Consider the following 23,167-nt stretch of genomic DNA (forward strand, 5'->3'; position numbering starts at 1 on the left):
GGTCCGGGGGCGCAGCCCCCGGAACCTGTTTCGACGCGCACCCCGCGGGAGGCGTTCAGTGGCGGAACACGGCCGCCGCGAACGTGGCGCCGAGACCCACCACGGCCGTCAGATAGAAGTCCCCGGTACGGAGCTGGGCGCTGTCCCGCAGGCCCGCGAAGTTGACGAAGGGGTCGGCGCAGAACGAGTGGCCGAGCAGCGGCACGTTGTCCAGGTAGATCCGCGACCGCGGGTAGCCCAGCAGCTTGGCGGCGCGGGCCCAGGAGATCCGGTTGACGTTGTGCGGCAGGATCCACGCCAGGTCCTCCAGCTCGATCCCCGCCGCGTCCACCGCCTCCCTGATGACCGAGGTCAGCATGTGCGGGTACTGGCGTTCGAATTCCTCGCCGTGCGGGGCCGGGAGGTCGACGTTGTAGTACTCGCCGTAGGTGCGGGTGACGTAGCTGCGCAGGACGTCCCCGCTGCCCCGGGCCGAGACCAGGCAGGCGGCCGAGGACTCGCCCATCACGGTGGTGCCCGGGAGCATCTGGGACCGGTGCCACAGGGCCTTCTCCCCGGTGAGGACCAGCGCGAGGGCGTCGGGATCGCCGTCCTCGGCGAGGAGTCGGCCGGCCAGGTCCACGGCCGCCAGCCCGGACGCGCAGGCCTGCTGCGTCACGGTGAACACCTGGGCGTGCGAGAGACCGAGTTCGTCGACCGCGGCATGGACCGGGTTCTCGGAGGCACGCGCGCACAGCGGGATGGTGCGGGCGCTGACCACGTACGACACGCGGTCCTCGTTGCCCTTCAGGCCCGCCAGCTCCCGGGCCGCGGAGACGATCTGGTCCCGCAGGTCCGCGTCGGGGGCCAGCCGGACCTCCTTCAGCCCGAAGTAGCGGTGGAACAGCGCCAGATCCCGGTCGCTGAGGCGGAGCCTCGGCGCCATGTCGGCTATCGGGACCGCCTCGGGTGCGAGATGCGCGGCGACCTCGATCAGTGCGGTCATCGGGGACCCTTTCCGGCCTCGGACAGGCGAACCGCCGCCCGTTTGTCTCTCGTGGTCAGCCCTGTGAAGGCGAACAGCACCCGGCCGGCGGCGTCGACCGCTTCGCACCGGGACGGACTCTGTGCGTAGTGCAGGCCGACGGGCCCGAGAGCGGCGTCGTTGCCGCCCGTGTACACGTCGAAGCGTTCGAAGCCGACGGGTACGGGCACCGCCGGTTCGGCCTCCGCGCGGGAGGTCGCCGCGGTGGCGCGCAGCAGGCTGTCCATGGCCAGCGCCGGCAGCAGGAACTCCCGCAGCGGGCCGAGCCGGCCGGGCGGCGGCAGGTGCAGCCGAGCCGAGCCGCCGCTCCCGTACGTCCGCGGATCGCGGACCGAGTCGAAGATGCCGCTGACCCGTACCGGGGAGTCCGGCAGGGCGTACGGGTCGACGGCGGGATCCGCGTCCGGCCGGACGGGCAGGGTCGCACGGCAGCCGTCGTACGAGCCGAGCAGCACAGTCATCCGGCTGTACTCCTGGGCGGGTATCACGCCGCGCGGCGGGCTGCTGACGACGACGTCCACCCGGTCGTCCGCGCCGTGCGCCGTCACCACCAGCCGGCGCGGCCACTGCTCCTCGGCCGCGCGGATGAAGCGCGAGAACACCGCGTCGGTGATCGCGACAGGGCGCCCCTTGCCGACGACGGCCGCCGCCTCCGCCGCGAGCTCCATGATGAAGGTGCCGGGCAGTGTGGGCCGTCCGTCCACCCGGTGGTCGCGCAGGTACGGGTGGACGTCGAGCGGCAGCTCCAGCTCCCACACCGCCGCCCCGTCCGGCTGTCGTACGGGCTCGCCCTGGACGAACGCCCCGCACAGCTCTCCCGCCGCGCGCAGGGCGGGCGCGGTGGCGGCGAGCATGCGCCACTCGGTCTCGCCGAGCCAGACCGTGGTGAGGTCGTCGGTACGGCGGCGGGTGAGTTCGGTGCCGAAGTAGCGGCGGCCCAGGTCGTCGTCGAGCTGGGTGAAGTTGTCCTCGCGGGCGAGGTACTCGTCCTGCACCTGGGTGTGGGTGACCATGCCCGTCTGCGCCCACAGCCCGGACACCAGCGCGTGCGCGTCCTGCCCGGCGGCGCGCGCGTGCGCGGCGGCCTGGGTGAGGTACTCGTTGGCGGAGATGTAGTCGGCCTCGCCGGGGCGGGCCACGACGGTGGTGACGGAGCTGATCGTCAGCCAGAGCGCGGGTTCGTACGCGGCGAAGGCGTCGCGCAGGTTCAGCCAGCCGCGCACCTTCACGTCGCGGACCGACCGGAACTCCGCCGGGGTCTTGCGCCGCAGCGCGGACGCCCGTTCCACACCGGCGCCGTGCACGACGACGTCGGCACCGCCTATCTCGTCGGCGATCCGGCGGACGGCTTCAAAGTCGGTCACATCGCACTGTCTGTAGTGCACGCGGTGCGTGCCGTAACGATCCTGCAAGAGCTTTACGGTGCGGGTTCGCTCGACGGCCTGCAGCATACGGTTGTACCGCCGGTTGAGCGCGGCGATCTTCTCCCCGGGGTGCGCGGCCATCAGCCGGCGCAGCGCGGTGGGCCGGTCGGCGGGCAGCTCCTCGACCTGCTCCGGGCCGGAGCCGAGCAGCCAGATCGCGGCGGGGCCGGAGCGGCGGGCGAGCTGGTCGACGAGTTCGGCGGTGATACCCCGCCCGCCGCCGGTTGCAATGATCACGGGGGCGGGCGGGAGTTCGCGGCGGGCCGGGCGGGCCGGCTCAGGGGTCAGGACGGTCTCGTGGCGGCGGCCGTCGCGGTAGTACGCCACGCCGAGGTGGCGGTCGCGGGCGGATTCGCCGGCGAGTTGCGCGAGGGCGGCGTCGAGGTCGCCGGAGTCGGTGACGACCGCGTAGACCAGGGCGTCCGGGATGTCCGCGGTCAGTGCGCGGACCAGTCCGGTGAACAGGCCCGTGGTCGGACGGGACTCCTGGTCCAGGACGAGTACGGCGAAGGATCCGCCGTACTCGATCCCGTCCGCGCAGTGGTGCGCGGCGGCGAACGCCAGCTCCTGCAGGGGCAGTGCGCCGGGTGCGGCGGCGTCGAAGACGACGTGGACGTGGCGGGGACGGCGGCCGGTCACGAGGGCGCCCGGGTCGTCGGCCGGGGTCTCGCCGGGGGTGAGGACCGTGCAGCCGGCCGGCGCGTACGCCGGGACGTTGGTGAGCACCAGGGTGTCCGGGCCAGGTGCGGGCAGCGCCGCCCGCACCTCGGGCCGCTCCAGCCACCGGGTGCGCATGACGTACGGGCGCAGCTCGCCGAGCTCCGGCGTACGCGGCGCGGGTGCGCACAGCAGGGCCGGGGTGCCGGGGGCCCGCGGGGCGAGCAGCACCGGGTCGTCGGCTTCGCGCAGCGCCCGGTGCAGGGCGAGCAGGCCCTCGGCGCCGTGCACGTAGCGTGGGGTCGTCGGCGCCGCGTCGGCCTGGCGTCCCTCGGCGAGGCGCAGTTCGCCGAGCGGGGTGAGGCCCAGCGCCTCGGCGGTGGAGCGCCGCATCAGCACGACGCCCGCCACCGCTTCGCCGGACTCCCGCTCGTCCGGGGAGCGGACGAGTTCGGCACAGCCGGCCACGCCCATCACGATCGCCGCGTCCAGGGAGCCCGCGGTCAGCTCGCGGCAGGCGGCTGCGAGCGCCGCGTGGCTGGAGTCGGGGCCGGCGTCCAGCGTCATGTTCGGGCCGTGTACGTCGAGGAGCTGGGCGACCCGGGAGGCGATGATGTTGGGCATGAGCCCTGGCAGCGAGTCGCTGTTGGCCTCGGGGGCCAGCGTGCGCGCGGCGGCGCCGAGGGCCGTGGCGGCGGTTCCGGCGGAGCGGTTGGCGATGTCGTCGAGGTACGCCCGCAGGGTGCACGCCATGGCCTGGCGGACCTGCCCGGAGTGGCCGACGTAGAGCCCGGTGCGGGCCGCCGTCGCGGGCTCCTTCAGCCACTCGCCCCGCAGGTCCAGGGCGCAGCGCAGGGCCATCAGCTGGCTGAGGTCCAGCCGGGCCAGCACGGCGGGCGGCAGCCGCACCTCCAGCGGCGCGGGTACGGGGAAGGTGTCGCCGAACACGGCCGCCCCGCCGCCCGGTTCGGTGGCGGTGGAGGCGACGATCACGAGGGGGTCGGCGGCCGGCGCGGCGTCCTCGGGTGCGGCGGCCTGCGGCCGGTCGCCGAGGTCCTCGCGGGCGGCGGCGCGCGGCCGGTCGCCGACACCCCCGGGCGCGGCGGCGCGCGGCCGGTCGCCGAGGATCAGGTGCGCGTTCGTACCGCCGAAGCCCATCGCCGAGACCGCCGCGGTGCGGCCGTCCGCCGTGGCGGGCCAGGCCCGTGACACCTGGGGGATGTCGACGGCGTCCGACGCGGGTCCGGAGAACAGCCGCTGGGCGGGGATCACCCCGTGTCGCAGGGCCAGCAGCGCGTGGACGACGTTCACCGCGCCCGCCGCCCAGCCGGTGTGCCCGATCAGGGACTTGTTGGAGGTGAGCGTCCACCGCTTGGCGGGGGCGGCGGTGGTGAGGGCCTCGATCTCCGCCTGGTCGCCCGCGGAGGTGCCGGTGGCGTGGGCCACCACCCAGTCGATCTCCTCCGGAGCGACGCCCGCCGCGTCCCAGGCGCGCTCCAGCGCGATCCGCTGACCGGCCGGGTTCGGGGCGTACACGGCCTTGCCGCGGCCGTCGGAGGAGCCTCCGAAGCCCAGGACGAAGCCCAGCACGGGATCGCCGTCCGCGACGGCGCGGGCGTAGGTCTTCAGCGCCACCACGGCGGCGCCGTCGGAGAACAGCACGCCGTCCGCGCCGGTGTCCAGCGAGCGTACGAGGCCGCCCTTCGCCAGCCCGTCCAGCTTGGAGAACAGCACCATGGTCTGCGCGTTGACGGAGTACACGCCGCCGCACAGGGCCAGGTCCGCCCGTCCCTCGCGCAGCGCGCGCATCCCGAAGTCGAAGCTGTACAGCGACGAGGAGCAGGCGGTGTCCACCACGACGGTCTCCGCCGGTTCCACCAGACCGTCGAGCGCCTCGCGCACCACCCGGTACGGGGCCGTACGCGCCAGGTCGGGGTCCCCGGCCGGATACAGCCCGGCCAGCGGATCGGCTTCGCCCGTGAGCAGCCCCCCGGCGCGGCGGAGCAGACTCTGCTCGGCCGCGTGTCCGCCGTCGGCGGTCATGCCCACCGCGGCGAAGGTGCGCACCCCGGCACCATGGTGCACGCCCTCCAGCGCCTGCAGCACGCCGTGGCGCAGCCACCGTCCGCTCAGCTCACGCCCGTTCCCGTCCTCGTCCGCCAGCGCGGGGTGCGGGCGGAACGGGGCGATGCGGGGGTCGGTGCCGGCGGTGTGGATGAACCCGGCGGTCCTGGTGTACGTCTTGTCGGGCGCCGCCGGGTCCGCCGACCACAGGGCGTCGATGTCCATCCGCTCGCCCGGCTCGCTGAACTGCGGCTCGCGGTCCCGGAGCAGTTCCCAGAACTCGTCCGGCGAGCTGGCACCGGGGACGGCCAGGCCCATGCCGACCGCCACCACGGCGTCCGGGGCGGGCTCACCGGCGAACGCCGGCAGGGAGGCGGCGTTGCGCAGGGCGGCGTCGCGGCCTTCGGCGCGCAGGGCGGCGACGACCGCCTCGGCGGTGGCGCGGTCTCCGATCTCGACGAGGTAGCGGCCGGCGCGCCCGCGGTCAGCCATCGGTCGGCTGGCCCGCGCCGCTGGTCTCGGCGATCAGCCGGGCAAGTCCGGCGAGGTTGGACTGCAGGGCGAACCGGGTGTCGTCGACGACGTGGTGCAGGTCGAACCGGTCGGTCAGGGTGCCGAGGATCTCCATCCGCTTCAGCGAGTCCACACCGAGGTCGCCTTCGAGGTCGGCGTCGGGGTCCATCGCCTCGATGGGGTAGCCGAGGCGGTCGGCGTAGATCTGCTGGAGGGTGGCGACGATGGCGTCGGGGGACTGCGGGGACGGGGGCTGTGCCACGCCGCCGGCCTGCGGGAGCGGGGCTACACCGTTGCCGTGCGGGAGCGGGGCCTGTGCCACACCGGCGGCCTGCACGGCCGGGGCGGCTTCGAACGGTACGGCGGTGTGCGGCACGACGACGGGCGCGGCCGGGGCGACCGAGGGCGCCGGGGCCTGCTGCGCTGCCGGAGCCGCCGCGGGCGCCACCGGTATCGGCGCCTCCGCGTCGCCGTCCGTACGCAGCCACCGCTCCGCCGGCGTCGCGGCGCAGCCCGTGGCGGCGGTGACCAGCTCGCTGAGCCCCGCCCGGCCGCACTCCACGACCGACTCCAGCCCGTACGACTGGAGTTCGCGCAGCGCCGCGAGGAAGTCGACCGGCCGGGTCAGCTGCGCCACCAGCATCGCCGTCAGGTCGGTGTCGTCGCTGACCAGCTCGCCGAGCGCGGGCGAGTAGAGCCGGGTCGCGGTCGGCCGGAGGGGGATGTCCGCGATCGCCGCGGCGAACTCGGCCTGTGCCGAGGCCAGCAGCGGATTGTGGAACGGGTACGGCGCGGGGAGCCGCACCGCCCGTACACCGAGCACGTCGGCCAGCGCGGCGAGGATCCCGAGGTCGGCCTCCGGACCGGAGAGCACCGTGTGCCGGGGCGCGTTGACGACGGCCAGCCGCGCGCCGGGCAGTTCGGCGGCGCCGAGCAGCGCTCCGGCCCGCCGGGCGGACAGGGTGACCGCGAGCATGCCGCCCGCACCGGCCGCCGAGTGCTCCAGCGCCCGCGCCCGGTGCGCGACGATCCGCGCGCCGTCGGCCACGCTGAGGCAGCCGGCGTGCACGGCCGCGGCCATCTCGCCCATGCTGTGGCCGAGTACGACGTCCGCGGGCCGGCGCCGGACGACCTCGGCGGCGTACACGAGGGCGGCCGCGAAGATCGCCAGTTGCAGGGAGAACGGGTCGGAGGCCGACAGCTGGCGGGCGTCCGGCGCGTCCGGGTCGGCGAGGAGGGGGGAGATCGCGGGGCGGCCGAACTCGGCGGCGACCGCGTCGACGGCCTCCAGCACCTCCGCGACCGGGGCGCTGCGCGGGCCGGCGAACACCCCCGGCCGGTAAGCGCCCTGTCCGGGCAGCAGCAGGGCGGTTCTCAAGTCCATTCCGACTCGCTTTCGGGCACGGTGCACGGTGCTGAAACTCAACAACTGTGGAACGTCGAACGCGTTGCGGCGGAACTCCAAGGGCCGGCCCATGACCGGTCGGGACCGCACACAGGTCTAGGCCACTTGGCGCGGTCAGACTACAGAGATTCCCGGCTCACGCAACAGGTCTAAACCGGTTGCCCACTGCAACAACTCCCCCGTCTGCCCCACGTGTTGGCCGGATCATGTCGGTCGAGCACCTGGGCGGACGTGCAGCGGAGCACGCGGAGCATCAGCTTCCGGAACGCCCCTGAAGCGCGCCGGGACCCTTGCCCCGCCGCCCGTGCACGGGAGCGCGAGGGGCCGGTGAGGGCCGTCGGCCGAACCGGCCGGGAGCAGCCCGCGCCCGAGTCCCCGATCACCCGACATCTGGCCGGATCCGCCCCGGAACGCCGCGCGGCCGCTAGATGACCCTGATGGTGCCCGACGGATCCGCACCCTACGATGCCCTGACTCGGTAGACCGGGTGATCACGCCGCCGCTCGCCGCCCCTCGAAGGGAATCGCTCACATGCCACAGATCGAGCTGGGCAGAATGAACGCCGAAACGGAACGCGGATTCGTTCTGTTCATGGTCGGAATGCGATTCAACAGCCTGTGGAAGATACACAAGTGGTGGCCGGCGCTCAACGCCATGCCCAAGATGCTGATCGAGCTCGCCCAGGACCCCGAACTCGGACTACTGGGAACCCGGTTCAGCCGCCACCGGCGCACGATCACGGTCATCCAGTACTGGGAGAGTTTCGAGAAGCTCATGGAATTCTCCCGCTCGGCGGAGCAACAGCACCGCACCTACTGGAAATGGTTCAACTCCAGCGTCGGCAGCAACGGAGACGTCGGCATCTGGCACGAGCTCTACCGCATCTCCCCCGGCTCCTACGAAGCCCGGTACGTCAACATGCCCGTCTTCGGCCTGGGCGAGGCGGTCGGCCACACGCCGGGGCGGTCCGCCGACCCGGCGTGACGGGCGCCGGGGGGGCGGTCCGCCGGCCCGGCGCGACGGGCGCCGGTCATCATGCCGGGTGTTCGGATCAGCGTCCGGAGATCACCCTGAGAGCGTCGAGGTCCTCGATCCGACGCCCGTGCACGGGCGTCCGGGGCCCGGCGACGGCGAGCGCGGGCATGCCGGCGGCGCGTGCGGCGAGCAGTCCCACCTCGGAGTCCTCGATCACCAGACAGCGGGCGGGATCGGCGTCGAACCGGCGCGCCGCGGCGAGGTAGCCCTGCGGGCTCGGTTTGCCCTGGGCCACGTCGCCGGCGCAGACCAGCAGCTCGGGCACGGGCAAACCCGCCGCGGCGAGCCGGGAGTACGCGACAGGCCGGGTGGCGGACGTGACGACGGCCCAGGAGCCGGCGGGCAGGTCCGCCAGCAGCCGGCGGGCGCCGGGCGCCGGCGCCACATCCCCGGAATCGGCTACGGAAACCTCGTCGAACCAGGCCAGTTCGGCCTCCGCGTCGGCGTGCGGAACGAGCTCACGGATGAAGTCGATATCGCGTCTTCCCTGCGAGACGCGGACAACGGTGTCGGGGTCGAGGGCATGCCGGTGCGCCCATCGGACGGTGTGCCGGTGAATGGCGGGATCGGAATCCACCAGGGTGCCGTCCAGATCGAAGAGGACGGCCTGTATTTCGACGAAGTGGTGCCGGACCTGGTCCGGATCGGTGAATTCCGCGGTGAGCGGCTGACGCGCCACTGGTGTCGCCTGGGACATGTACGGATGCATCCGTTCGACGAAAGCTTGACTTCCGGCTGACTGCGGGGAATGGGGAATACGGGGTGATGACAGCGCGCTGGGGGCGGCGAGCGGCGGTCATGCTACCCGACGCGGACGACGCGCCGACGCGGGATCCCGCCAACACCCCCTGCCCCACGGCCAGTCCACGCGGCGGCCCTTCAGGGCGACCCGCACACCCGCAGCCGTACGGCGTCGCCGCGCACCGCGACGGCCGCCCCGAACCCCGGCGGTACCGGCACCTCGGCGAACGCCCAGCCCGGGGGCCTGCCCGTGAGCCCCACATGGTCGGTGGCGAGCCCACGGCCCAGTCCCGCGCCGGTCCCCTTGAGCCATGCCTCCTTGCGCACCCACACCCGGGTGAATGCGTCCCGCCTCCTCTCCGCCCCGCGGATCTCGGCCTGTTCGGCCGGATGCAGCAGCGGCAGCACGCGCTCCACGGCAGCCGCCGAGGCGGAGCGCTCGACGTCCACCCCCACCGCGACCGCGGCCAGCGCGATCAGCACCAGGTCCCCACTGTGCGAGAGGGAGAACTGCGGCACCCCGTCCCCCGCCAGGGCCGGCCGGCCGTGCGGTCCGCCGCAGCCGGGGCACGCCTCGCGGACGAACTCCAGGTCGGCGGGCGCCCGCCCCACGGCGCCGGCGAGCACCCGGCGCAGCGCGGTGTGCGCCACGACGTAACGGACGCGGTCCGCCTCCCGCAGGAAGCGTGCGGCCCTCGCGCGCTCCCGTTCGTCGAGCGGGCCGAGGCCGGCGGGAGCCGGGGTGCCGGGCGTCAGCCGCAGCAGGTGCAGCCTCACCTCGCCGTCCGCGACGGTCGCCGGTTGCGGAGTCGGTCGGTCGCCGGTCGTGGGAGTCAGCGGGCAGCCTCCTCGACGTGTTCCCCCGCGGGGTCGACCCGGACGGTCCTGACATCCCGGGAGAGCAGCGAGAGCAGCGTGACGCCCAGCAGGATCGCGCCGCACGCCGTCATCGCGTCGCGTACGCCCAGAACCGCGACGGCCGGCCCCGCGAGCAGCAGGCCCACCGGCTCCATCACGCTCGACCCCAGCGCGTCGTAGGAGCTGACGCGCGACAGGGCCCGCGTCGGCACCTTCACCTGGACCGTGGTCGCCCACAGGACGGCGATCATGCTCATCCCGATGCCGTTGAGCACCATCGCCGCCATCACGGCGCCGAGCGGCGCGCCGGCGCCCAGCAGCAGGAACGGGGTGGGCATCGTGACGGCGGTGGACACCACGCCCGCGAGGATCGTGCGCCGGGGCCGCCACTTCATCGCGACGACCACACCGGCCAGCATGCCCGCGGACTCGCAGGCCAGCAGCCACGACCACGGCCTCGCCCCGCCGAGGTCCACGACGGCCAGCGCCGGCCCCACGACCGCCACCGCAGCCGTGTACGCCATGAAGTGCAGCGAAGACTGCAGGACGACGACCCACAGCCACTCGCGCCGGGTGAACTCCGCCCATCCGTCGCGCAGATCGGCCACGAAGCTGTTCCCCGCCGGCGGCTCCGCCCGCGGACCGCGGGTGCCGATCAGGGCGAAGGGCAGCGCGGCGACGACGAACACCGCGCCGCACACCAGCAGCGCGTCGCCGCCGCCGACGGCCGCGACGAGCGCCCCGACGGCCACCACGCCCAGGATCCGGGCGACGTTGCGCACCAGCCCGATCAGGTTGTTCGCCGCGTGCAGGGCGGACGCCTCGACGAGTTCGGGGACGATTCCGGCCAGCGCGGGATTGAGCACCGACGCGCCGACGCCCGCGACGGCCGCCGCGAGGCCGGCCGTCCACCAGGGCAGCCAGCCGGTGGCCAGGATCACGCCGACCAGCGTGAACGCGACCGCCGACAGGCCGAGGCCCACCACGATCACCCGGCTCCGCCGGTACCGGTCGGCCACCACGCCGCCGGCGAGCATGAAGACGAGCATCGGCACCGACTCGCAGGCCATCACGACCGACAGCCGGGTCGGATTGCCGCCGGGCGCCTCCAGCACCCCGAACGCGACGGCCGCGGGCGCGCCGACGGTCCCCATGACCGCGAGGAACCGCCCGACGAGCAGGAAGACGAAGCCCCGGTCGCGCAGCAGGTCCTTCTCGCCCATTCCGGCCCCCACCGTGTACGGACGGCTGAATTCGCGCCGCTCCCCGATTAAGCCAGCATGTCCTGGCCTTGACAAGTGGATTGGTCTGGACCAAGGTTCCATAGCAGCCCCACCTGTCACGCACCTTCCCCGTTCCCGCACGGCCGAGGGAGACCCCCCATGCGTAGAACCCCGGGCCTGTTCGCCACGCTGGCCACGGCGTTGGCCGCACTTCTCGCACCGTCCGCCGCCGTGGTCCTCGCCTCCCCGGCCACCGCGGCGACACCGTCGGCCGTCTTCGCCAAGACCGCCGACTGGGAGACCGGTTACCAGGCGCAGTACACCGTCACCAACACCTCCGCCGCGACGATCACCTCGTGGCGGCTGGAGTTCGACCTGCCGTCCGGGACGAGCGTCGGCACGTACTGGGACGCCCTGCACACCGCGAGCGGCAGCCACCACACCTTCACCAACCGCGAGTACAACGGCACCCTCGCCCCCGGCGCGAGCACCACCTTCGGCTGGGTCTCCGCGGGTACGGGCCTGCCGGCCGGCTGCACCTTCAACGGCGCGTCCTGCGCGGGCGGCTCCGGTGGCGACACGACGCCGCCGAGCGTTCCGGGCGGGGTCTCCGTGGGCTCCGCGACCAGCTCGTCCCTGACCGTGAGCTGGGCCGCCTCGACCGACGACTCGGGCTCCGTCGCCGGGTACGAGGTGTCCCGCGACGGCGGCAGCCCCGTGACCGTGACCGGCACGTCGTACACGGCGACCGGGCTGGCCGCGAGCACGTCGTACGCCTTCCGCGTCCGCGCCAGGGACGCCGCCGGCAACCTCTCCGCGTACAGCGCCGCCGTCTCCGGCACCACCACGTCCGGCGGTACGCCTCCCGGTCCCGGGGGCGTACGCACGGCGCCGTATGTCGACATGGGCGCCTGGCCGACGCCGAGCATGCCCGAGATGGCGGCGGCGAGCGGGCTGAAGAGCTTCACCATGGCCTTCGTCACCGCCTCCGGGTGCAAGGCGATGTGGTTCAACGCCTACGATCCGCGCTCCGGCTGGGCCAAGGACCAGGTCGACGCGATCCGCGCGGGCGGCGGCGACGTGAAGATCTCCTTCGGCGGCGCCAGCGGCATCGAACTCGCCCAGGCGTGCCCGACGGTCGACGCGCTGTTCGCCGAGTACGACGCGGTGGTACGGGCGTACGGGCTGGCCTACGCCGACTTCGACATCGAGGGCTCAGCCACGGCCGAACCGGCGTCCGTCGCCCGCCGCTCCCAGGCGCTGGCCCGGCTGCAGCAGGCACACCCGGGGCTGCGCGTCTCGCTCACCCTGCCCGTACTGCCCGAGGGGCTGACGGCGGACGGCCTCGCCGTGGTGCGTTCGGCGCGGGACGCCGGGGTGGTGCTGGACGTGGTCAACGTGATGGCCATGGACTACTACCGCTCCGCCGACTACGGCGACGCCGCGCTGCAGGCCGCGCAGAGCACGTTCGACCAGCTCAAGTCCCTCTACCCGGGGCGGACCGACGCCCAGGTGTGGGCGATGGTCGGGGTGACGCCGATGCTCGGGCAGAACGACGACGGCCGGATCTACGACCAGGCGGACGCGCGGCAGCTCGTGACGTACGCGCAGGGCAAGCACCTCGGGCTGCTCGCCTTCTGGGAGACGACACGCGACCGCAACGCGTGTACGGGGGCGCTGTACCGGTGCACGAACATCGCGCAGTCGCCGTACGAGTTCTCCCGGATCTTCGCGCCGTACACCGGCTGAGGTCCGCCCCGACAGCCGGCCGGCCCACTTCACCCCCCACGCGCCGGCCGGCGCCTGGTACGCCGCCCGCCCCGCGGTCTTCGGCGGGGCGGGCGGCGTGCGGTGCGGGTGGCGTGCGGTGCGGATGGCCGGGCTTGACATGATCACCTCCTGTGGGGGTATTCGTCCCGGCAGACCGTTTCGACCGAGGGGGGTTCCGGCATGCGCGTCGCGGCTCGGAAGGGAACGCCCGGCGTCCGCCGGCGCGCCGAGGACGTGAGCCCCGCCGGGGGGTTACCGATCCTGCCGCGGGTGCTGGTCATGATGGTCGCCCTGGCCTCGATGACCGCGTTCGCGGCAGTGCTGGCGCGGCTGACGCTGGAGCCGTCCACCGCCTCCGAGCCGCTCACGCACACCAATCTGCGCCCGGGTGACTCCATCCGCACGTACTGGTCGCAGCCGGCGTTCCAGGACACCGTCAAGCAGCTGGGCGGCAACATCGCACTCGGGGTCCCGTTCGGGGTGCTGCTCCCGGTCCTGGTACCGCAGCTGCGCGGCCTCCTGCGGGTCGCGGCGGTCACGGCCGTGGTCATGGTCTGGGTCGAACTGACCCAGGGCCTGCTGATCACGGGCCGGGCCTTCGACATCGACGACGTGATCCTCAACACCACGGGCGCACTACTGGGTTACCTACTCCTGGGCCGCCGCCTCGGCCACGCGGTACACCCGCGCCCTCGGCGCTGGTGGCAGCGGTGGCCCCGGCCGGGGAGCCCGGGCACGGGGGGCGGGGGGCGTACGGCGGCGAAGGGGTCGGGCGGGGCGAGGCCGCGGGCCAAGGCGAAGACGGGGTCACGGGCGAAGGCGAAGGCGCCTGCGAAGGCGCCTGCGAAGTCGACCGCAAAGGCGAAGACGGCGACTCGGGCGAAGGCGACCGTCAAGGGGAAGGCGACTGCTGCAGGAAAGAAGAAGGCGGCAGCGGGGACGAAAGCACGGCCGAAGAAGGATGACCGCACCAAGCGGGACCCCTGAGGTCGGCGGCGCTGTCCGGTGTACTACTCCGCGGTGGCGATCAGCCTGTCAGCCGTGGCCGTCACCTCAGCGGCCTTCGTGCGTGATGCCTCCAGGGCGGGCGCGTTGTCTGCGATCAACCGCTTCTGAATGGCTTCTTCCTCGTCGAACCAGGTCTGGACGAGGCTGGTCGTGGTCTTGCATTCCACGTCGGCGACCGTGATCGCGACCTCTTCGCCCGAGGCTGCGTCTCCCGTCGTCCCGACTCGATCGCTGATTCCCCAGACCGTGTTGACGTCGTAGCCTTTGTCCTTCATGCACGCGGACCACTTCGACATGGCCCGCAGCACGGTCGGCGCCTTCTGGGATTCCGTGAAGCTGTCGCCGTTCAGGCGCTCCACCAGGGATACGTCGAGGTTTCCGACGTCCCTGCCGACCTTGCCGAGACACCCGTCCTCAGGGACCGGCCTGCCGTTCTTCTCGGTCAGTGGTTGTCCGTCAGCCTTCATGCCGTTCAGCACTTCAACCGCCTGGGGATCTTCTCGGCTCGGCGGCGGAGTGCTCTCGTAACCCAGCTGCGGTGGGTGCTGACCGTACTTCCTCGCGTCCTCGAGGTCGCTCACGCCGTACCGCAGGGGCATGTTGGCCGCCGTGGCGGCCACCGGCGGCGACGTGCCGAGAGGCTCCGTCTCCCAGTCGGTGAAGCCGAACGACGCCATGCACCGGATCTCGGTGATGTCCCTGGCCTGCTGCACCGCCACCTCTTGCGCGTAGGTGACCATGTACTTCTCCAGCGGAAGCACCATGCCCCGTGTCAGGCCCCGCTGCGGCACCGCCGGTGGCCAGTTCTTCTTGACCACCTCCGGCATGTGCGGCGTTGGCCGCTCCGCGGCCGATGGCGACGCCTCGGAGCTGACGACCTCTGCGGGCGACGTGCCGCAGGCCGTGAGCATCGCGGCTCCCATGACCAGGACGATCGCTCGGATCCCTCTCGGCATCAGGACCTCTAACCGTTCGCGAGTCTCGGTCGACAGCGGGCGGTTAGGTTACATGCACATGCTAAACATGACAAGAGGCACGGGTTCCTTGTCGAACGGGGAGGGCGACCCTGATCCGCCTCGCGCCGGGCTCACACCGCCCGGGGCGCTCCTGTGGTCCCCCGGATCACCAGGCGGGGTTCCAGGACCAGTTCGCGGGGTGGGAGCGAGGGGTCGTCGAGGCGCTCCACCGCGAAGCGCACTGCCTGGGCGGCCTGGGCCACCGCGTCCTGGCGGACCGTCGTCAGGTCGATGTGCGACAGGTGGGAGAGGTGGCTGTCGTCGAAACCCGCCACCGAGAGGTCGCCCGGGACCTCCAGGCCCGCGCCCGCGAGGCTGTGCAGCAGGCCCACCGCGCAGCGGTCGTTCGCGGCGAGGACCGCGGTGGGGCGGGTCGCCGAGGCGTCGTCCTCCTTCGCCAGGAGGCGGCCCGCCGCTATGCCCGCCTCCTCCGTGTGCGCGCCCGGGATGACCCGGATGTCCTCCGCGAGGCCGTGCCGGCGCATCGCGGCCCGGTACGCGCGGCGGCGCTCCGCCGAGCCCGCGCTGCGGCCGCCGTCGATGTGCGCGATACGGCGGTGGCCGAGGGCCACGAGGTGGTCGATGACCTGGCGGACGCCGTTGCCCTCCGCCGTGCGGACGCTGTCGGCGCCGCCGCCGCCCGGCGCGTCCGCGCCGACCACTACCAGGGCTGCGCTGCGGCGCGCCAGTTCGGCGAGGAACGCGGCGTCGGATTCGGGGCCGAGCAGGATCAGCGCCTCGCAGCGGTGGCTGAGCAGGGCCTCCGCCGCCACGCGTTCGTCCCTGCCGGGGGCGCGGGCGGAGAGCAGTACGTCGTAGCCGAGGCGCTCGGCCTCCGGGTAGATCGCCTCGACGAGGTCCGCGTGGAAGGGGTGGTGCAGGGTCAGCAGTACGCCGATCGTGCGGCTGCGGCCGCGGGCCAGGAGCCTGGCGGCGCTGTCCGGGCGGTAGCCGAGTTCGTCCGCGGCGCGCAGTACGCGTTCGCGGGTGGTGTCGCTGGCGCCCGGCTGGTTCCGGAAGACCAGGGAGACCAGGGCCCGTGACACGCCGGCCCGCGCGGCGACGTCCGCCATCGTGGGGCGCCTCTGCTCGCGCTTACCTGTCACGTTCTGTGTCACCTCGCCTCGCGGGGCTGGGCCCCGCGTTGTCCGTCCCTCGCGGTCGCGGGCGGCCGGCGCCGCCCCGCGCCTTCGGCGCGGGGAATGTCCCCAGCCACACGCCATCCGTGGCTGTCCGTCTTGCCTGACGCCGGCGCCTCGGGGCGCACGCGCCCCACCCACCGCTGTCCGTCCCCCGCGGCGGCGGGCCTGGGCCTCGGCGGCCGGCGCCGCCCCGCGCCTTCGGCGCGGGGAATGCCCCCGCCCACACACCACCCGTGACTGTCCGTCTTGCCTGACGCCGGCGCCTCGGGGTGTGGGCAGGCCGCCCCGCCCGCCGGGCGGGCCCCCGGGCTGCGTCCGTCCGGCGCGCACCGGCGCGCACCGGCCCGGGCCGCAGACGCAGACCATGCCTCCAGGCGCCGGGCCGCAGCCGCACGCCCGGCCTCCCGGCGCCGGACCGCCGACGCACGCCCGGCATCCCGGCCCCGGACCGCCGACGCACGCCAGGCATCCCGGCCCCGGACCGCCGGCGCATACCCGCGACCGTCCCCCGCGGCGCCAGGGGTGCGACCCCCGGTCCCGCTCCGACGTATCGACCTCACCACCGCAACCACCCAATCCGCCGGGCCCCCGGCCCGTCTCTCCGGGGCGTGTGCCCCGCCCGGGCTCTTGACATCGCCGCCCGACAGGAAGATCGTACTCGCATCTAGCGCGCTCTAGTAGAGCGCGACAGGAGGGATTCAATGGCACTGGATGTGCTGACGATGGGGCGGGTCGGCGTCGACATCTACCCGCAGCAGAGCGGCGTGGGGCTCGCCGAGGTCACCTCGTTCGCCAAGTACCTGGGCGGGAGCCCCACCAACGTGGCCGTCGCGGCGGCCCGTTACGGCAGGCGCGCCGCCGTCGTCACCAAGACGGGCGCCGACCCCTTCGGCGAGTTCGTCCGTACGGCGCTCGCCGGCTACGGCGTGGACACCGCGCACGTCGGCGTCTCCGCGGGGCTGCCGACCCCGGTGACGTTCTGCGAGATCTTCCCTCCGGACGACTTCCCGCTGTACTTCTACCGCTTCCCCAAGGCCCCGGACCTCGACATCGCCGCCGAGGAGCTGGATCTGGACGCCGTCCGCTCGGCCGCGGTCTTCTGGATGACCGGCACCGGGCTGTGCGAGGAGCCCAGCCGCTCCGCGACGCTCGCCGCCCTGCAGGCCCGCGGGCGGCGCGCGCACACGGTCTTCGACCTGGACTGGCGGCCGATGTTCTGGACGGACGAGCCGCGCCCCTACTACGAGCGGGCCCTCGCGCACGCCACCGTCGCCGTCGGCAACATCGACGAGTGCGAGGTGGCCACCGGCGAGCGCGACCCGTACGCCGCCGCCCAGGCCCTGCTCTCCGCCGGTGTGGAGCTGGCCGTCGTGAAGCAGGGGCCGCGCGGCGTGCTCGCCGTGCACCGCCACGGCGCGGTCGTCGAACAGCCCCCGGTGCCCGTGGAGGTCGTGAACGGCCTCGGCGCGGGCGACGCGTTCGGCGGCGCCCTGGTGCACGGGCTGCTCGCCGGCTGGCGGCTGGACCGCGTGATCGCGTTCGCCAACGCGGCCGGCGCCCACGTGGCCGGTCAGCTCGCGTGCTCCGACGCCATGCCCACCGAGGCCGAGGTCAAGGAGCGGCTGAAGGCGGTCGACGTCCAGTGAGTCCCGAGGAGCACGACATCGGCGCCCGCATCGCCGAGCTCACCGCCCGCCGCGTCCGCGACCCCGAGGCCGTGACCGCCGCCGCCGCGAGCCGGATCCGCGCCAAGTCGCCGCTCGGCGACACCGGCCGGGCGATGATCATCGCCGCCGACCACCCCGCCCGCGGGGCCACCGCGGTGGGCGGCGACGAGCTGGCCATGGCGGACCGGGCCGAGCTGCTGCGCCGGCTCTGCGTCGCGCTGGAGCGGCCCGGGGTGACGGGGGTGCTGGGCACCGCCGACATCCTGGAGGACCTGCTGCTGCTCGGCGTACTCGACGGCAAGTGCGTGTTCGGGTCGATGAACCGCGGCGGCCTGGCCGGTTCGGTCTTCGAGATCGACGACCGTTTCACCGGGTACGACGCGCAGACGATCGCCGCGCTGCGTTTCGACGGCGGCAAGATGCTCACCCGCATCGCGCCGGACGACCCGGCGACGGCGGGCGTGCTGCAGGCCTCGGCGCGGGCGGTGGACGAGCTGGCGGAGCAACGGCTCCTCGCGATGGTGGAGCCGTTCCTCTCCCGCTGGGAGGGCGGCCGGGTGCGCAACGACCTCTCCCCCGACGCGGTGATCCGCTCGATCGCCGTCGCCTCGGGTCTGGGCCGGCGCAGCGCCTACACCTGGCTGAAGCTGCCGGTGGTGGACGACATGGAGCGGGTGCTGGCGGCGACCACGCTGCCGGTGCTGCTGCTCGGCGGCGATCCGGGCGGCGCCGAGGGTGAACGGGAGGCGCTGGCCCGCTGGTGGCGGGCGCTGCGGCTGCCCGGGGTGCAGGGTCTGGTGGTGGGCCGTTCGCTGCTGTATCCGGCGGACGGCGACGTGGCGGGAGCGGTGGACAGGGCGGTGGGACTGCTGTGAGCAAGCGATACCTGAAGGCGGGGTCGACGGCCGAGGGTGCGTACCGGACGGTCGTCACCCCGGAGTCGGCCGACTGGGGCTACTCGGGTCTGCGGATCCTGGAGCTGGCCCCCGGCGAGGAGCACACCGTCACGACCGGCGACGCGGAGCATCTGGTGCTGCCGCTGAACGGTTCCTGCACGGTGACCGTCCACGACACGACGTACCGACTGGACGGCCGGGACACCGTCTTCGGCTCCCCCACCGACTTCCTCTACCTCCCCCGCGACTGCGAGGCCGTCGTCGCCAGCCCCGGCGGCGGCCGTTTCGCCCTTCCCGGCGCGCGCTGCGAGCGGCGGCTGCCGGTGCGCTACGGAGCGGCCGCCGACGTCCCCGTCGAGCTGCGCGGGGCGGGCAACTGCAGCCGCCAGGTGCACAACTACTGCCTGCCGCAGACCTTCGACGCCGACAAGCTGCTGGTGTGCGAGGTGCTGACGCCGGGCGGCAACTGGTCGTCGTATCCGCCGCACAAGCACGACGAGCACCGGCCCGGCGAGGAGAGCGAGCTCGAGGAGATCTACTACTTCGAGGTGGCCGGCCAGGGCATGGGCTACCAGCGCGTGTACGGCACGGACGACCGGCCCCTCGACGTGCTGGAGGAGGTCCGCACCGGCGACGTGGTCCTGATCCCGCACGGCTGGCACGGGCCGTCGATGGCGGTGCCCGGCTACGACCTGTACTACCTCAACGTCATGGCGGGACCCGGCGCCGACCGCGCCTGGCTGATCTGCGACGACCCGGCGCACGGCTGGATCCGGACCACCTGGGACGGCCAGGAGACCGACCCGCGACTGCCCATGGGAGGGGCACGATGACGAGACTCACCACCGCACAGGCGCTGGTCCGCTTCCTGGCGAACCAGTACAGCGAGCGCGACGGCCGCGAGCGGCGGCTGATCGACGGCGTGTGGGGGATCTTCGGGCACGGCAACGTGGCCGGGGTCGGCCAGGCGCTGCTGCAGTACGGCGACGACCTGCTGTACTACCTGGCCCGCAACGAGCAGGCCATGGTCCACGCGGCCGCCGCCTACGCCAAGATGACCGACCGGCTGGCGACGTTCGCCTGCACCTCCTCCATCGGCCCCGGCGCGACCAACATGGCCACCGGCGCCGCCCTGGCCACCGTCAACCGGCTGCCGGTGCTGCTGCTGCCCGGCGACACGTTCGCCACCCGGGTCGCGGACCCGGTGCTGCAGCAGCTGGAGGACGCCCGGCACGGCGACGTGTCGGTGAACGACGCGCTGCGGCCGGTGTCGAAGTACTTCGACCGGATCGAGCGCCCCGAGCAACTGATCCCCGCCGCCCTCGCGGCGATGCGGGTGCTCACCGACCCGGTGGAGACGGGCGCCGTGACGCTGTGCCTGCCGCAGGACGTACAGGCGGAGGCGTATGACTGGCCGGAGGAGTTCTTCGACCGCCGCGTCTGGCACGTCGGCCGCCCGCAGCCCGAACCGGACGCGCTGCGCCGGGCGGTGGAGTTGCTGCGCGGGTCCGCGAAGCCCCTGATCGTGGCCGGCGGCGGCGCGGTGTACTCCGAAGCCTGGCCGCAGCTGCGCGCGTTCGCCGAGGCGACCGGCATCCCGGTGGCCGACACGCACGCCGGCAAGGGCGCCGTCGCATGGGACCACCCCTGCGCGGTCGGAGCCCTCGGGGCCACCGGCACCAGCGCCGCCAACGCGCTTGCAGCCGAGGCGGACGTGGTGCTCGGGATCGGCACCCGCTACAGCGACTTCACCACCGCGAGCCGTACGGTCTTCGCCAACCCGGACGTACGCTTCGTCAACCTCAACGTGGCCCGTCTGGACGCCGTGAAGCACGCCGCCGAGCCGCTGGTCGCGGACGCACGGGCCGGGCTGGAGGCGCTCTCCCGGGAGCTCCAGGGATGGCGTACGGATGAGGCGTACCGGGCGCGGGTCCGCGCGCTGGCGGCCGACTGGCGTGCGGCCACCGACCGCGCGTACCACCTGGACCACGGCCCGCTCCCCGCGCAGACGGAGATCCTCGGCGCGCTGAACGAGCAGCTCGACGACCGCGACGTGGTCGTCAACGCGGCGGGTTCCATGCCGGGCGACCTGCAGGCGCTGTGGCGGGCCCGCGACCCGAAGGCGTACCACGTGGAGTATGCGTACTCCTGTATGGGCTACGAGATCGCCGCCGGCGTCGGGGCGAAGCTCGCCGCGCCGGACCGCGAGGTCGTGGTGCTGGTCGGCGACGGCTCGTATCTGATGATGTGCCAGGAGCTGGTCACCGCCGTCTCCGAGGGGCTGAAGCTGACCGTCGTCCTGGTCGACAACGGCGGCTTCGCCTCCATCGGCGCCCTGTCGGAGTCCCTCGGCTCGCAGCGCTTCGGCACCCGCTACCGCTACCGCGACGAGAAGAGCGGGCAGCTGGACGGCGGCGTGCTGCCGGTGGACCTGGCGGCGAACGCGGCGAGCCTGGGCGCACGGGTGCTGAAGGCCGCGAGCGTGGCGGAGTTCAAGGCCGCGCTCGCCGAGGCGAAGGCCGCCGACACCACGACCGTCGTGCACGTCGTCACCGACCACCTCAGCCCCGGCCCGCCCGGCTCCGCCTGGTGGGACGTGCCGGTCGCCGAGGTCGCCGAACTGGACTCCACCCGGCAGGCCTACGAGGCGTACGAGACCGCGAAGCGCGCGCAGCGCCCTTACCTGTGAACCGCCAGAGCCCGAGCACACCCGAGGAGCCGCCCGACATGTCCGCTGTACCCCGTATCACCGCCGGGAATCTCTGCCTCGGCTCCGCCCCCGACTCCTGGGGCGTGTGGTTCGCCGAGGACGACAGGCAGGTCCCGTACACCCGCTTCCTCGACGAGCTGGCCGAGGCCGGCTACAGCTGGCTGGAGCTGGGCCCGTACGGCTATCTGCCCGTCGAGCCGCAGCGCCTGGCCGACGAGCTGGCCGCGCGGGGCCTGAAGGTCTCCGGCGGCACCGTCTTCGGCGCGCTGCACCGGCCGGAGCAGTGGGACGAGATGCTCACCCACGTCCGCCGGGTGGCGGCGCTGACGGCCGCCGCGGGGGCGCACCATCTGGTGTTCATCCCGCCGCTGTACCGCGACGAGAAGACCGGCGACTTCACCGAGCCGCCGGAGCTGACGGCCGCCCAGTGGGCGGGCGTGGGCGAGGCGGCGGACCGCCTCGGCCGGATCCTCCTCGACGAGTACGACGTCCGCCTGGTCGTCCATCCGCACGCGGACAGCCATATCCAGACGCAGCCGGAGATCGAGCGCTTCCTGAACGCCACCGACTCCCGCTGGGCCAACCTCTGCCTGGACACCGGCCATGTCGCCTACGGCGGCGGCGACAACGTCGACCTGATCCGCCGCTTCGGCGAGCGCGTCGGCTACGTGCACATCAAGCAGATGGACCCGGAGATCCTCGCCCAGGTGGCCGCGGAGAAGCTGTCGTTCGGCGAGGCGGTCAAGCGCGGCGTGTGCGTCGAGCCCCCGGCGGGCGTGCCGAGCCCCGCGGACATCGTGCCGGAGCTGGCGAAGCTGGACGCCGAGCTGTTCGTGATCGTCGAGCAGGACCTCTATCCGTGCGCCCCCGACGTCCCCCTGCCCATCGCGGTGCGCACCCGCGAGTACCTGAACGGCCTCGGCCTGAACGGAGACCCGACCGCATGACCGTACGGATAGGCGTGATCGGCACCGGCGCGATCGGCCGCGAGCACATCGAGCGCGTCACCCGCCGGGTGAGCGGCGCGCGGATCGGCGTCGTCACCGACATCGACGCCGCGTCGGCGGAGAAGGCCGCCGCGGAGGCGGGCGGCGCCCGGATCGCGGCGGACGGGGCCGAGCTGATCGGCTCGGGCGACGTGGACGCGGTGCTGGTCACCTCGTGGGGGCCGTCGCACGCGGAGCACGTGCTGGGCGCGATCGCCGCGGGGAAGCCGGTGTTCTGCGAGAAGCCGCTGGCGACGACGGCGGCGGACTGCCTGGCGATCATGGCGGCTGAGGAGGCGTTCGGGCGGCGGCTGGTGCAGGTGGGCTTCATGCGCCGGTACGACAAGGGGTACGGCGAGATGAAGCGGATCATCGACGCCGGGGGCATCGGCCGCCCGCTGATGATGCACTGCGCGCACCGCAACCGGGCGGTGCCGCCGGGGTACACCACGGAGATGGCTGCGCAGGACTCCGGCGTACACGAGATCGACGCGGCGCGCTGGCTGCTGTCGGAGGAGATCGTCTCCGCGCAGGTGGTCATGCCGCGCTCGACGAGCCGCCGCCACCCGCATCTGAAGGACCCGCAGTTCATCCTCTTCGAGACCGAGGGCGGGGTGCGGATCGACCTCGAGGTCTTCGTCAACTGCCAGTACGGCTACGACATCCAGTGCGAGACGGTCGGCGAGGAGGGCCTGCTCCGCCTCCCCGACCCGGCCCACGTCGAGCTGCGCGGCAGTGCCCGCGTCGGCACGGCGATCGACCAGGAGTGGGACGACCGCTTCTCGGCGGCGTTCGACACGGAGCTGCAGGCGTGGGTGGACTCGGTGACGGCCGGCACGGCCACGGGCCCGACCGCCTGGGACGGTTACGCGGCGACGGCGGTGGCCGCGGCGACCGTCGAGGCGCAGCGGACCGGGGGCGTGGTCGAGGTGGAGATGGTGGAGAGGCCGGCGTTCTACGCGTAGGGCGCCCAAGGCGGGCCGGGACTCCCGGCCCGCCGAACGCCGAAGAGGGGGCCGGATTTCCGG

Annotated in this window: 16 protein-coding genes and 1 pseudogene; 9 read left to right on the plus strand and 8 right to left on the minus strand. The window is 73.6% G+C overall.

Going from position 1 to position 23,167, the window contains the following annotated elements:
- Window positions 1-55: 55 nt before the first annotated feature.
- The 3 genes from AB0M28_RS09830 to AB0M28_RS09840 are packed head-to-tail and all read right to left on the minus strand — an operon-like array spanning window position 56 to window position 7,066.
- The gene (locus AB0M28_RS09830) at window positions 56-985 is read right to left on the minus strand and encodes a 3-oxoacyl-[acyl-carrier-protein] synthase III C-terminal domain-containing protein (protein WP_365400579.1); all 930 of its coding nucleotides are present in this window, start codon (window positions 983-985) and stop codon (window positions 56-58) included.
- Window positions 982-5,661, minus strand: coding sequence for an SDR family NAD(P)-dependent oxidoreductase (locus tag AB0M28_RS09835; RefSeq protein ID WP_365400582.1), 4,680 nt, complete (start codon window positions 5,659-5,661; stop codon window positions 982-984). Before AB0M28_RS09835 ends, AB0M28_RS09830 begins: the two co-directional genes overlap by 4 nt.
- The gene (locus tag AB0M28_RS09840) at window positions 5,654-7,066 is read right to left on the minus strand and encodes an acyltransferase domain-containing protein (RefSeq protein ID WP_365400585.1); all 1,413 of its coding nucleotides are present in this window, start codon (window positions 7,064-7,066) and stop codon (window positions 5,654-5,656) included. The genes AB0M28_RS09835 and AB0M28_RS09840 overlap by 8 nt, the downstream gene beginning before the upstream one ends.
- Before the next feature lie 612 nt (window positions 7,067-7,678).
- Here AB0M28_RS09840 and AB0M28_RS09845 point away from each other — a divergent pair.
- Window positions 7,679-8,071 carry a DUF4188 domain-containing protein gene (locus tag AB0M28_RS09845; protein WP_365400588.1) on the plus strand — a complete coding sequence of 131 codons (393 nt, stop codon included), beginning with the start codon at window positions 7,679-7,681 and terminating at the stop codon, window positions 8,069-8,071.
- A gap of 67 nt (window positions 8,072-8,138) precedes the next feature.
- Here AB0M28_RS09845 and AB0M28_RS09850 read toward each other — a convergent pair whose 3' ends face one another.
- The 3 genes from AB0M28_RS09850 to AB0M28_RS09860 all read right to left on the minus strand — a co-directional run bounded on the left by AB0M28_RS09850 (window position 8,139) and on the right by AB0M28_RS09860 (window position 10,944).
- On the minus strand, window positions 8,139-8,831 hold the full coding sequence (locus AB0M28_RS09850) for an HAD-IA family hydrolase (RefSeq protein ID WP_365400591.1): 693 nt from the start codon (window positions 8,829-8,831) through the stop codon (window positions 8,139-8,141).
- Between the two features lie 170 nt (window positions 8,832-9,001).
- On the minus strand, window positions 9,002-9,640 hold the full coding sequence (locus tag AB0M28_RS09855) for a 4'-phosphopantetheinyl transferase superfamily protein (RefSeq protein WP_365400594.1): 639 nt from the start codon (window positions 9,638-9,640) through the stop codon (window positions 9,002-9,004).
- A 56-nt stretch (window positions 9,641-9,696) separates the two neighbouring features.
- Window positions 9,697-10,944: an MFS transporter gene (locus tag AB0M28_RS09860; protein ID WP_365400597.1), complete on the minus strand. Its 1,248-nt coding sequence runs from the start codon at window positions 10,942-10,944 to the stop codon at window positions 9,697-9,699.
- A 159-nt stretch (window positions 10,945-11,103) separates the two neighbouring features.
- Here AB0M28_RS09860 and AB0M28_RS09865 point away from each other — a divergent pair, with 159 nt between their 5' ends.
- Both AB0M28_RS09865 and AB0M28_RS09870 read left to right on the plus strand, forming a co-directional pair.
- Complete coding sequence (locus tag AB0M28_RS09865) at window positions 11,104-12,693, plus strand: cellulose binding domain-containing protein (protein WP_365400599.1); 1,590 nt, start codon at window positions 11,104-11,106, stop codon at window positions 12,691-12,693.
- 201 nt (window positions 12,694-12,894) lie between these two features.
- Window positions 12,895-13,425: pseudogene (locus AB0M28_RS09870) on the plus strand (VanZ family protein); the annotation flags it as partial.
- A 299-nt stretch (window positions 13,426-13,724) separates the two neighbouring features.
- Here the strand turns inward: AB0M28_RS09870 and AB0M28_RS09875 are convergent.
- Both AB0M28_RS09875 and AB0M28_RS09880 read right to left on the minus strand, forming a co-directional pair.
- A complete protein-coding gene (locus AB0M28_RS09875; protein ID WP_365400602.1) occupies window positions 13,725-14,645 on the minus strand; it encodes a hypothetical protein in 921 nt (306 codons plus the stop codon).
- Between the two features lie 164 nt (window positions 14,646-14,809).
- Complete coding sequence (locus AB0M28_RS09880; protein WP_365400619.1) at window positions 14,810-15,811, minus strand: LacI family DNA-binding transcriptional regulator; 1,002 nt, start codon at window positions 15,809-15,811, stop codon at window positions 14,810-14,812.
- Window positions 15,812-16,581: 770 nt separating this feature from the next.
- Here AB0M28_RS09880 and iolC point away from each other — a divergent pair.
- Genes iolC through AB0M28_RS09910 form a run of 6 tightly spaced genes read left to right on the plus strand, consistent with a single transcriptional unit; the run spans window position 16,582 to window position 23,104 of the window.
- Window positions 16,582-17,526, plus strand: coding sequence for a 5-dehydro-2-deoxygluconokinase (gene iolC / locus AB0M28_RS09885; RefSeq protein ID WP_365400605.1), 945 nt, complete (start codon window positions 16,582-16,584; stop codon window positions 17,524-17,526).
- A 17-nt stretch (window positions 17,527-17,543) separates the two neighbouring features.
- Complete coding sequence (locus AB0M28_RS09890; protein WP_365400622.1) at window positions 17,544-18,422, plus strand: aldolase; 879 nt, start codon at window positions 17,544-17,546, stop codon at window positions 18,420-18,422.
- Entirely contained in the window at window positions 18,419-19,276 is an 858-nt protein-coding gene (gene iolB / locus AB0M28_RS09895; protein WP_365400608.1) for a 5-deoxy-glucuronate isomerase, read from the plus strand. Before AB0M28_RS09890 ends, iolB begins: the two co-directional genes overlap by 4 nt.
- The gene (iolD, locus tag AB0M28_RS09900; RefSeq protein ID WP_365400611.1) at window positions 19,273-21,132 is read left to right on the plus strand and encodes a 3D-(3,5/4)-trihydroxycyclohexane-1,2-dione acylhydrolase (decyclizing); all 1,860 of its coding nucleotides are present in this window, start codon (window positions 19,273-19,275) and stop codon (window positions 21,130-21,132) included. Before iolB ends, iolD begins: the two co-directional genes overlap by 4 nt.
- 38 nt (window positions 21,133-21,170) lie before the next feature.
- The gene (locus AB0M28_RS09905) at window positions 21,171-22,100 is read left to right on the plus strand and encodes a TIM barrel protein (RefSeq protein ID WP_365400613.1); all 930 of its coding nucleotides are present in this window, start codon (window positions 21,171-21,173) and stop codon (window positions 22,098-22,100) included.
- Complete coding sequence (locus AB0M28_RS09910) at window positions 22,097-23,104, plus strand: Gfo/Idh/MocA family oxidoreductase (protein ID WP_365400616.1); 1,008 nt, start codon at window positions 22,097-22,099, stop codon at window positions 23,102-23,104. Before AB0M28_RS09905 ends, AB0M28_RS09910 begins: the two co-directional genes overlap by 4 nt.
- Window positions 23,105-23,167: the final 63 nt, after the last annotated feature.

Source organism: Streptomyces sp. NPDC051940 (assembly GCF_040680895.1).
Taxonomy (GTDB): domain Bacteria; phylum Actinomycetota; class Actinomycetes; order Streptomycetales; family Streptomycetaceae; genus Streptomyces.

Bases quoted from the DNA above. Each gene is read 5' to 3' on its own strand.
- AB0M28_RS09910 (WP_365400616.1), top strand. From the start codon at position 22,097: ATGACCGTACGGATAGGCGTGATCGGCACCGGCGCGATCGGCCGCGAG.
- AB0M28_RS09880 (WP_365400619.1), bottom strand. From the start codon at position 15,811: ATGGCGGACGTCGCCGCGCGGGCCGGCGTGTCACGGGCCCTGGTCTCC.
- AB0M28_RS09845 (WP_365400588.1), top strand. From the start codon at position 7,679: ATGGTCGGAATGCGATTCAACAGCCTGTGGAAGATACACAAGTGGTGG.
- AB0M28_RS09860 (WP_365400597.1), bottom strand. From the start codon at position 10,944: ATGGGCGAGAAGGACCTGCTGCGCGACCGGGGCTTCGTCTTCCTGCTC.
- AB0M28_RS09830 (WP_365400579.1), bottom strand. From the start codon at position 985: ATGACCGCACTGATCGAGGTCGCCGCGCATCTCGCACCCGAGGCGGTC.
- AB0M28_RS09850 (WP_365400591.1), bottom strand. From the start codon at position 8,831: ATGCATCCGTACATGTCCCAGGCGACACCAGTGGCGCGTCAGCCGCTC.
- AB0M28_RS09905 (WP_365400613.1), top strand. From the start codon at position 21,171: ATGTCCGCTGTACCCCGTATCACCGCCGGGAATCTCTGCCTCGGCTCC.
- AB0M28_RS09835 (WP_365400582.1), bottom strand. From the start codon at position 5,661: ATGGCTGACCGCGGGCGCGCCGGCCGCTACCTCGTCGAGATCGGAGAC.
- AB0M28_RS09875 (WP_365400602.1), bottom strand. From the start codon at position 14,645: ATGGGAGCCGCGATGCTCACGGCCTGCGGCACGTCGCCCGCAGAGGTC.
- AB0M28_RS09840 (WP_365400585.1), bottom strand. From the start codon at position 7,066: ATGGACTTGAGAACCGCCCTGCTGCTGCCCGGACAGGGCGCTTACCGG.
- AB0M28_RS09865 (WP_365400599.1), top strand. From the start codon at position 11,104: ATGCGTAGAACCCCGGGCCTGTTCGCCACGCTGGCCACGGCGTTGGCC.
- iolC (WP_365400605.1), top strand. From the start codon at position 16,582: ATGGCACTGGATGTGCTGACGATGGGGCGGGTCGGCGTCGACATCTAC.
- iolD (WP_365400611.1), top strand. From the start codon at position 19,273: ATGACGAGACTCACCACCGCACAGGCGCTGGTCCGCTTCCTGGCGAAC.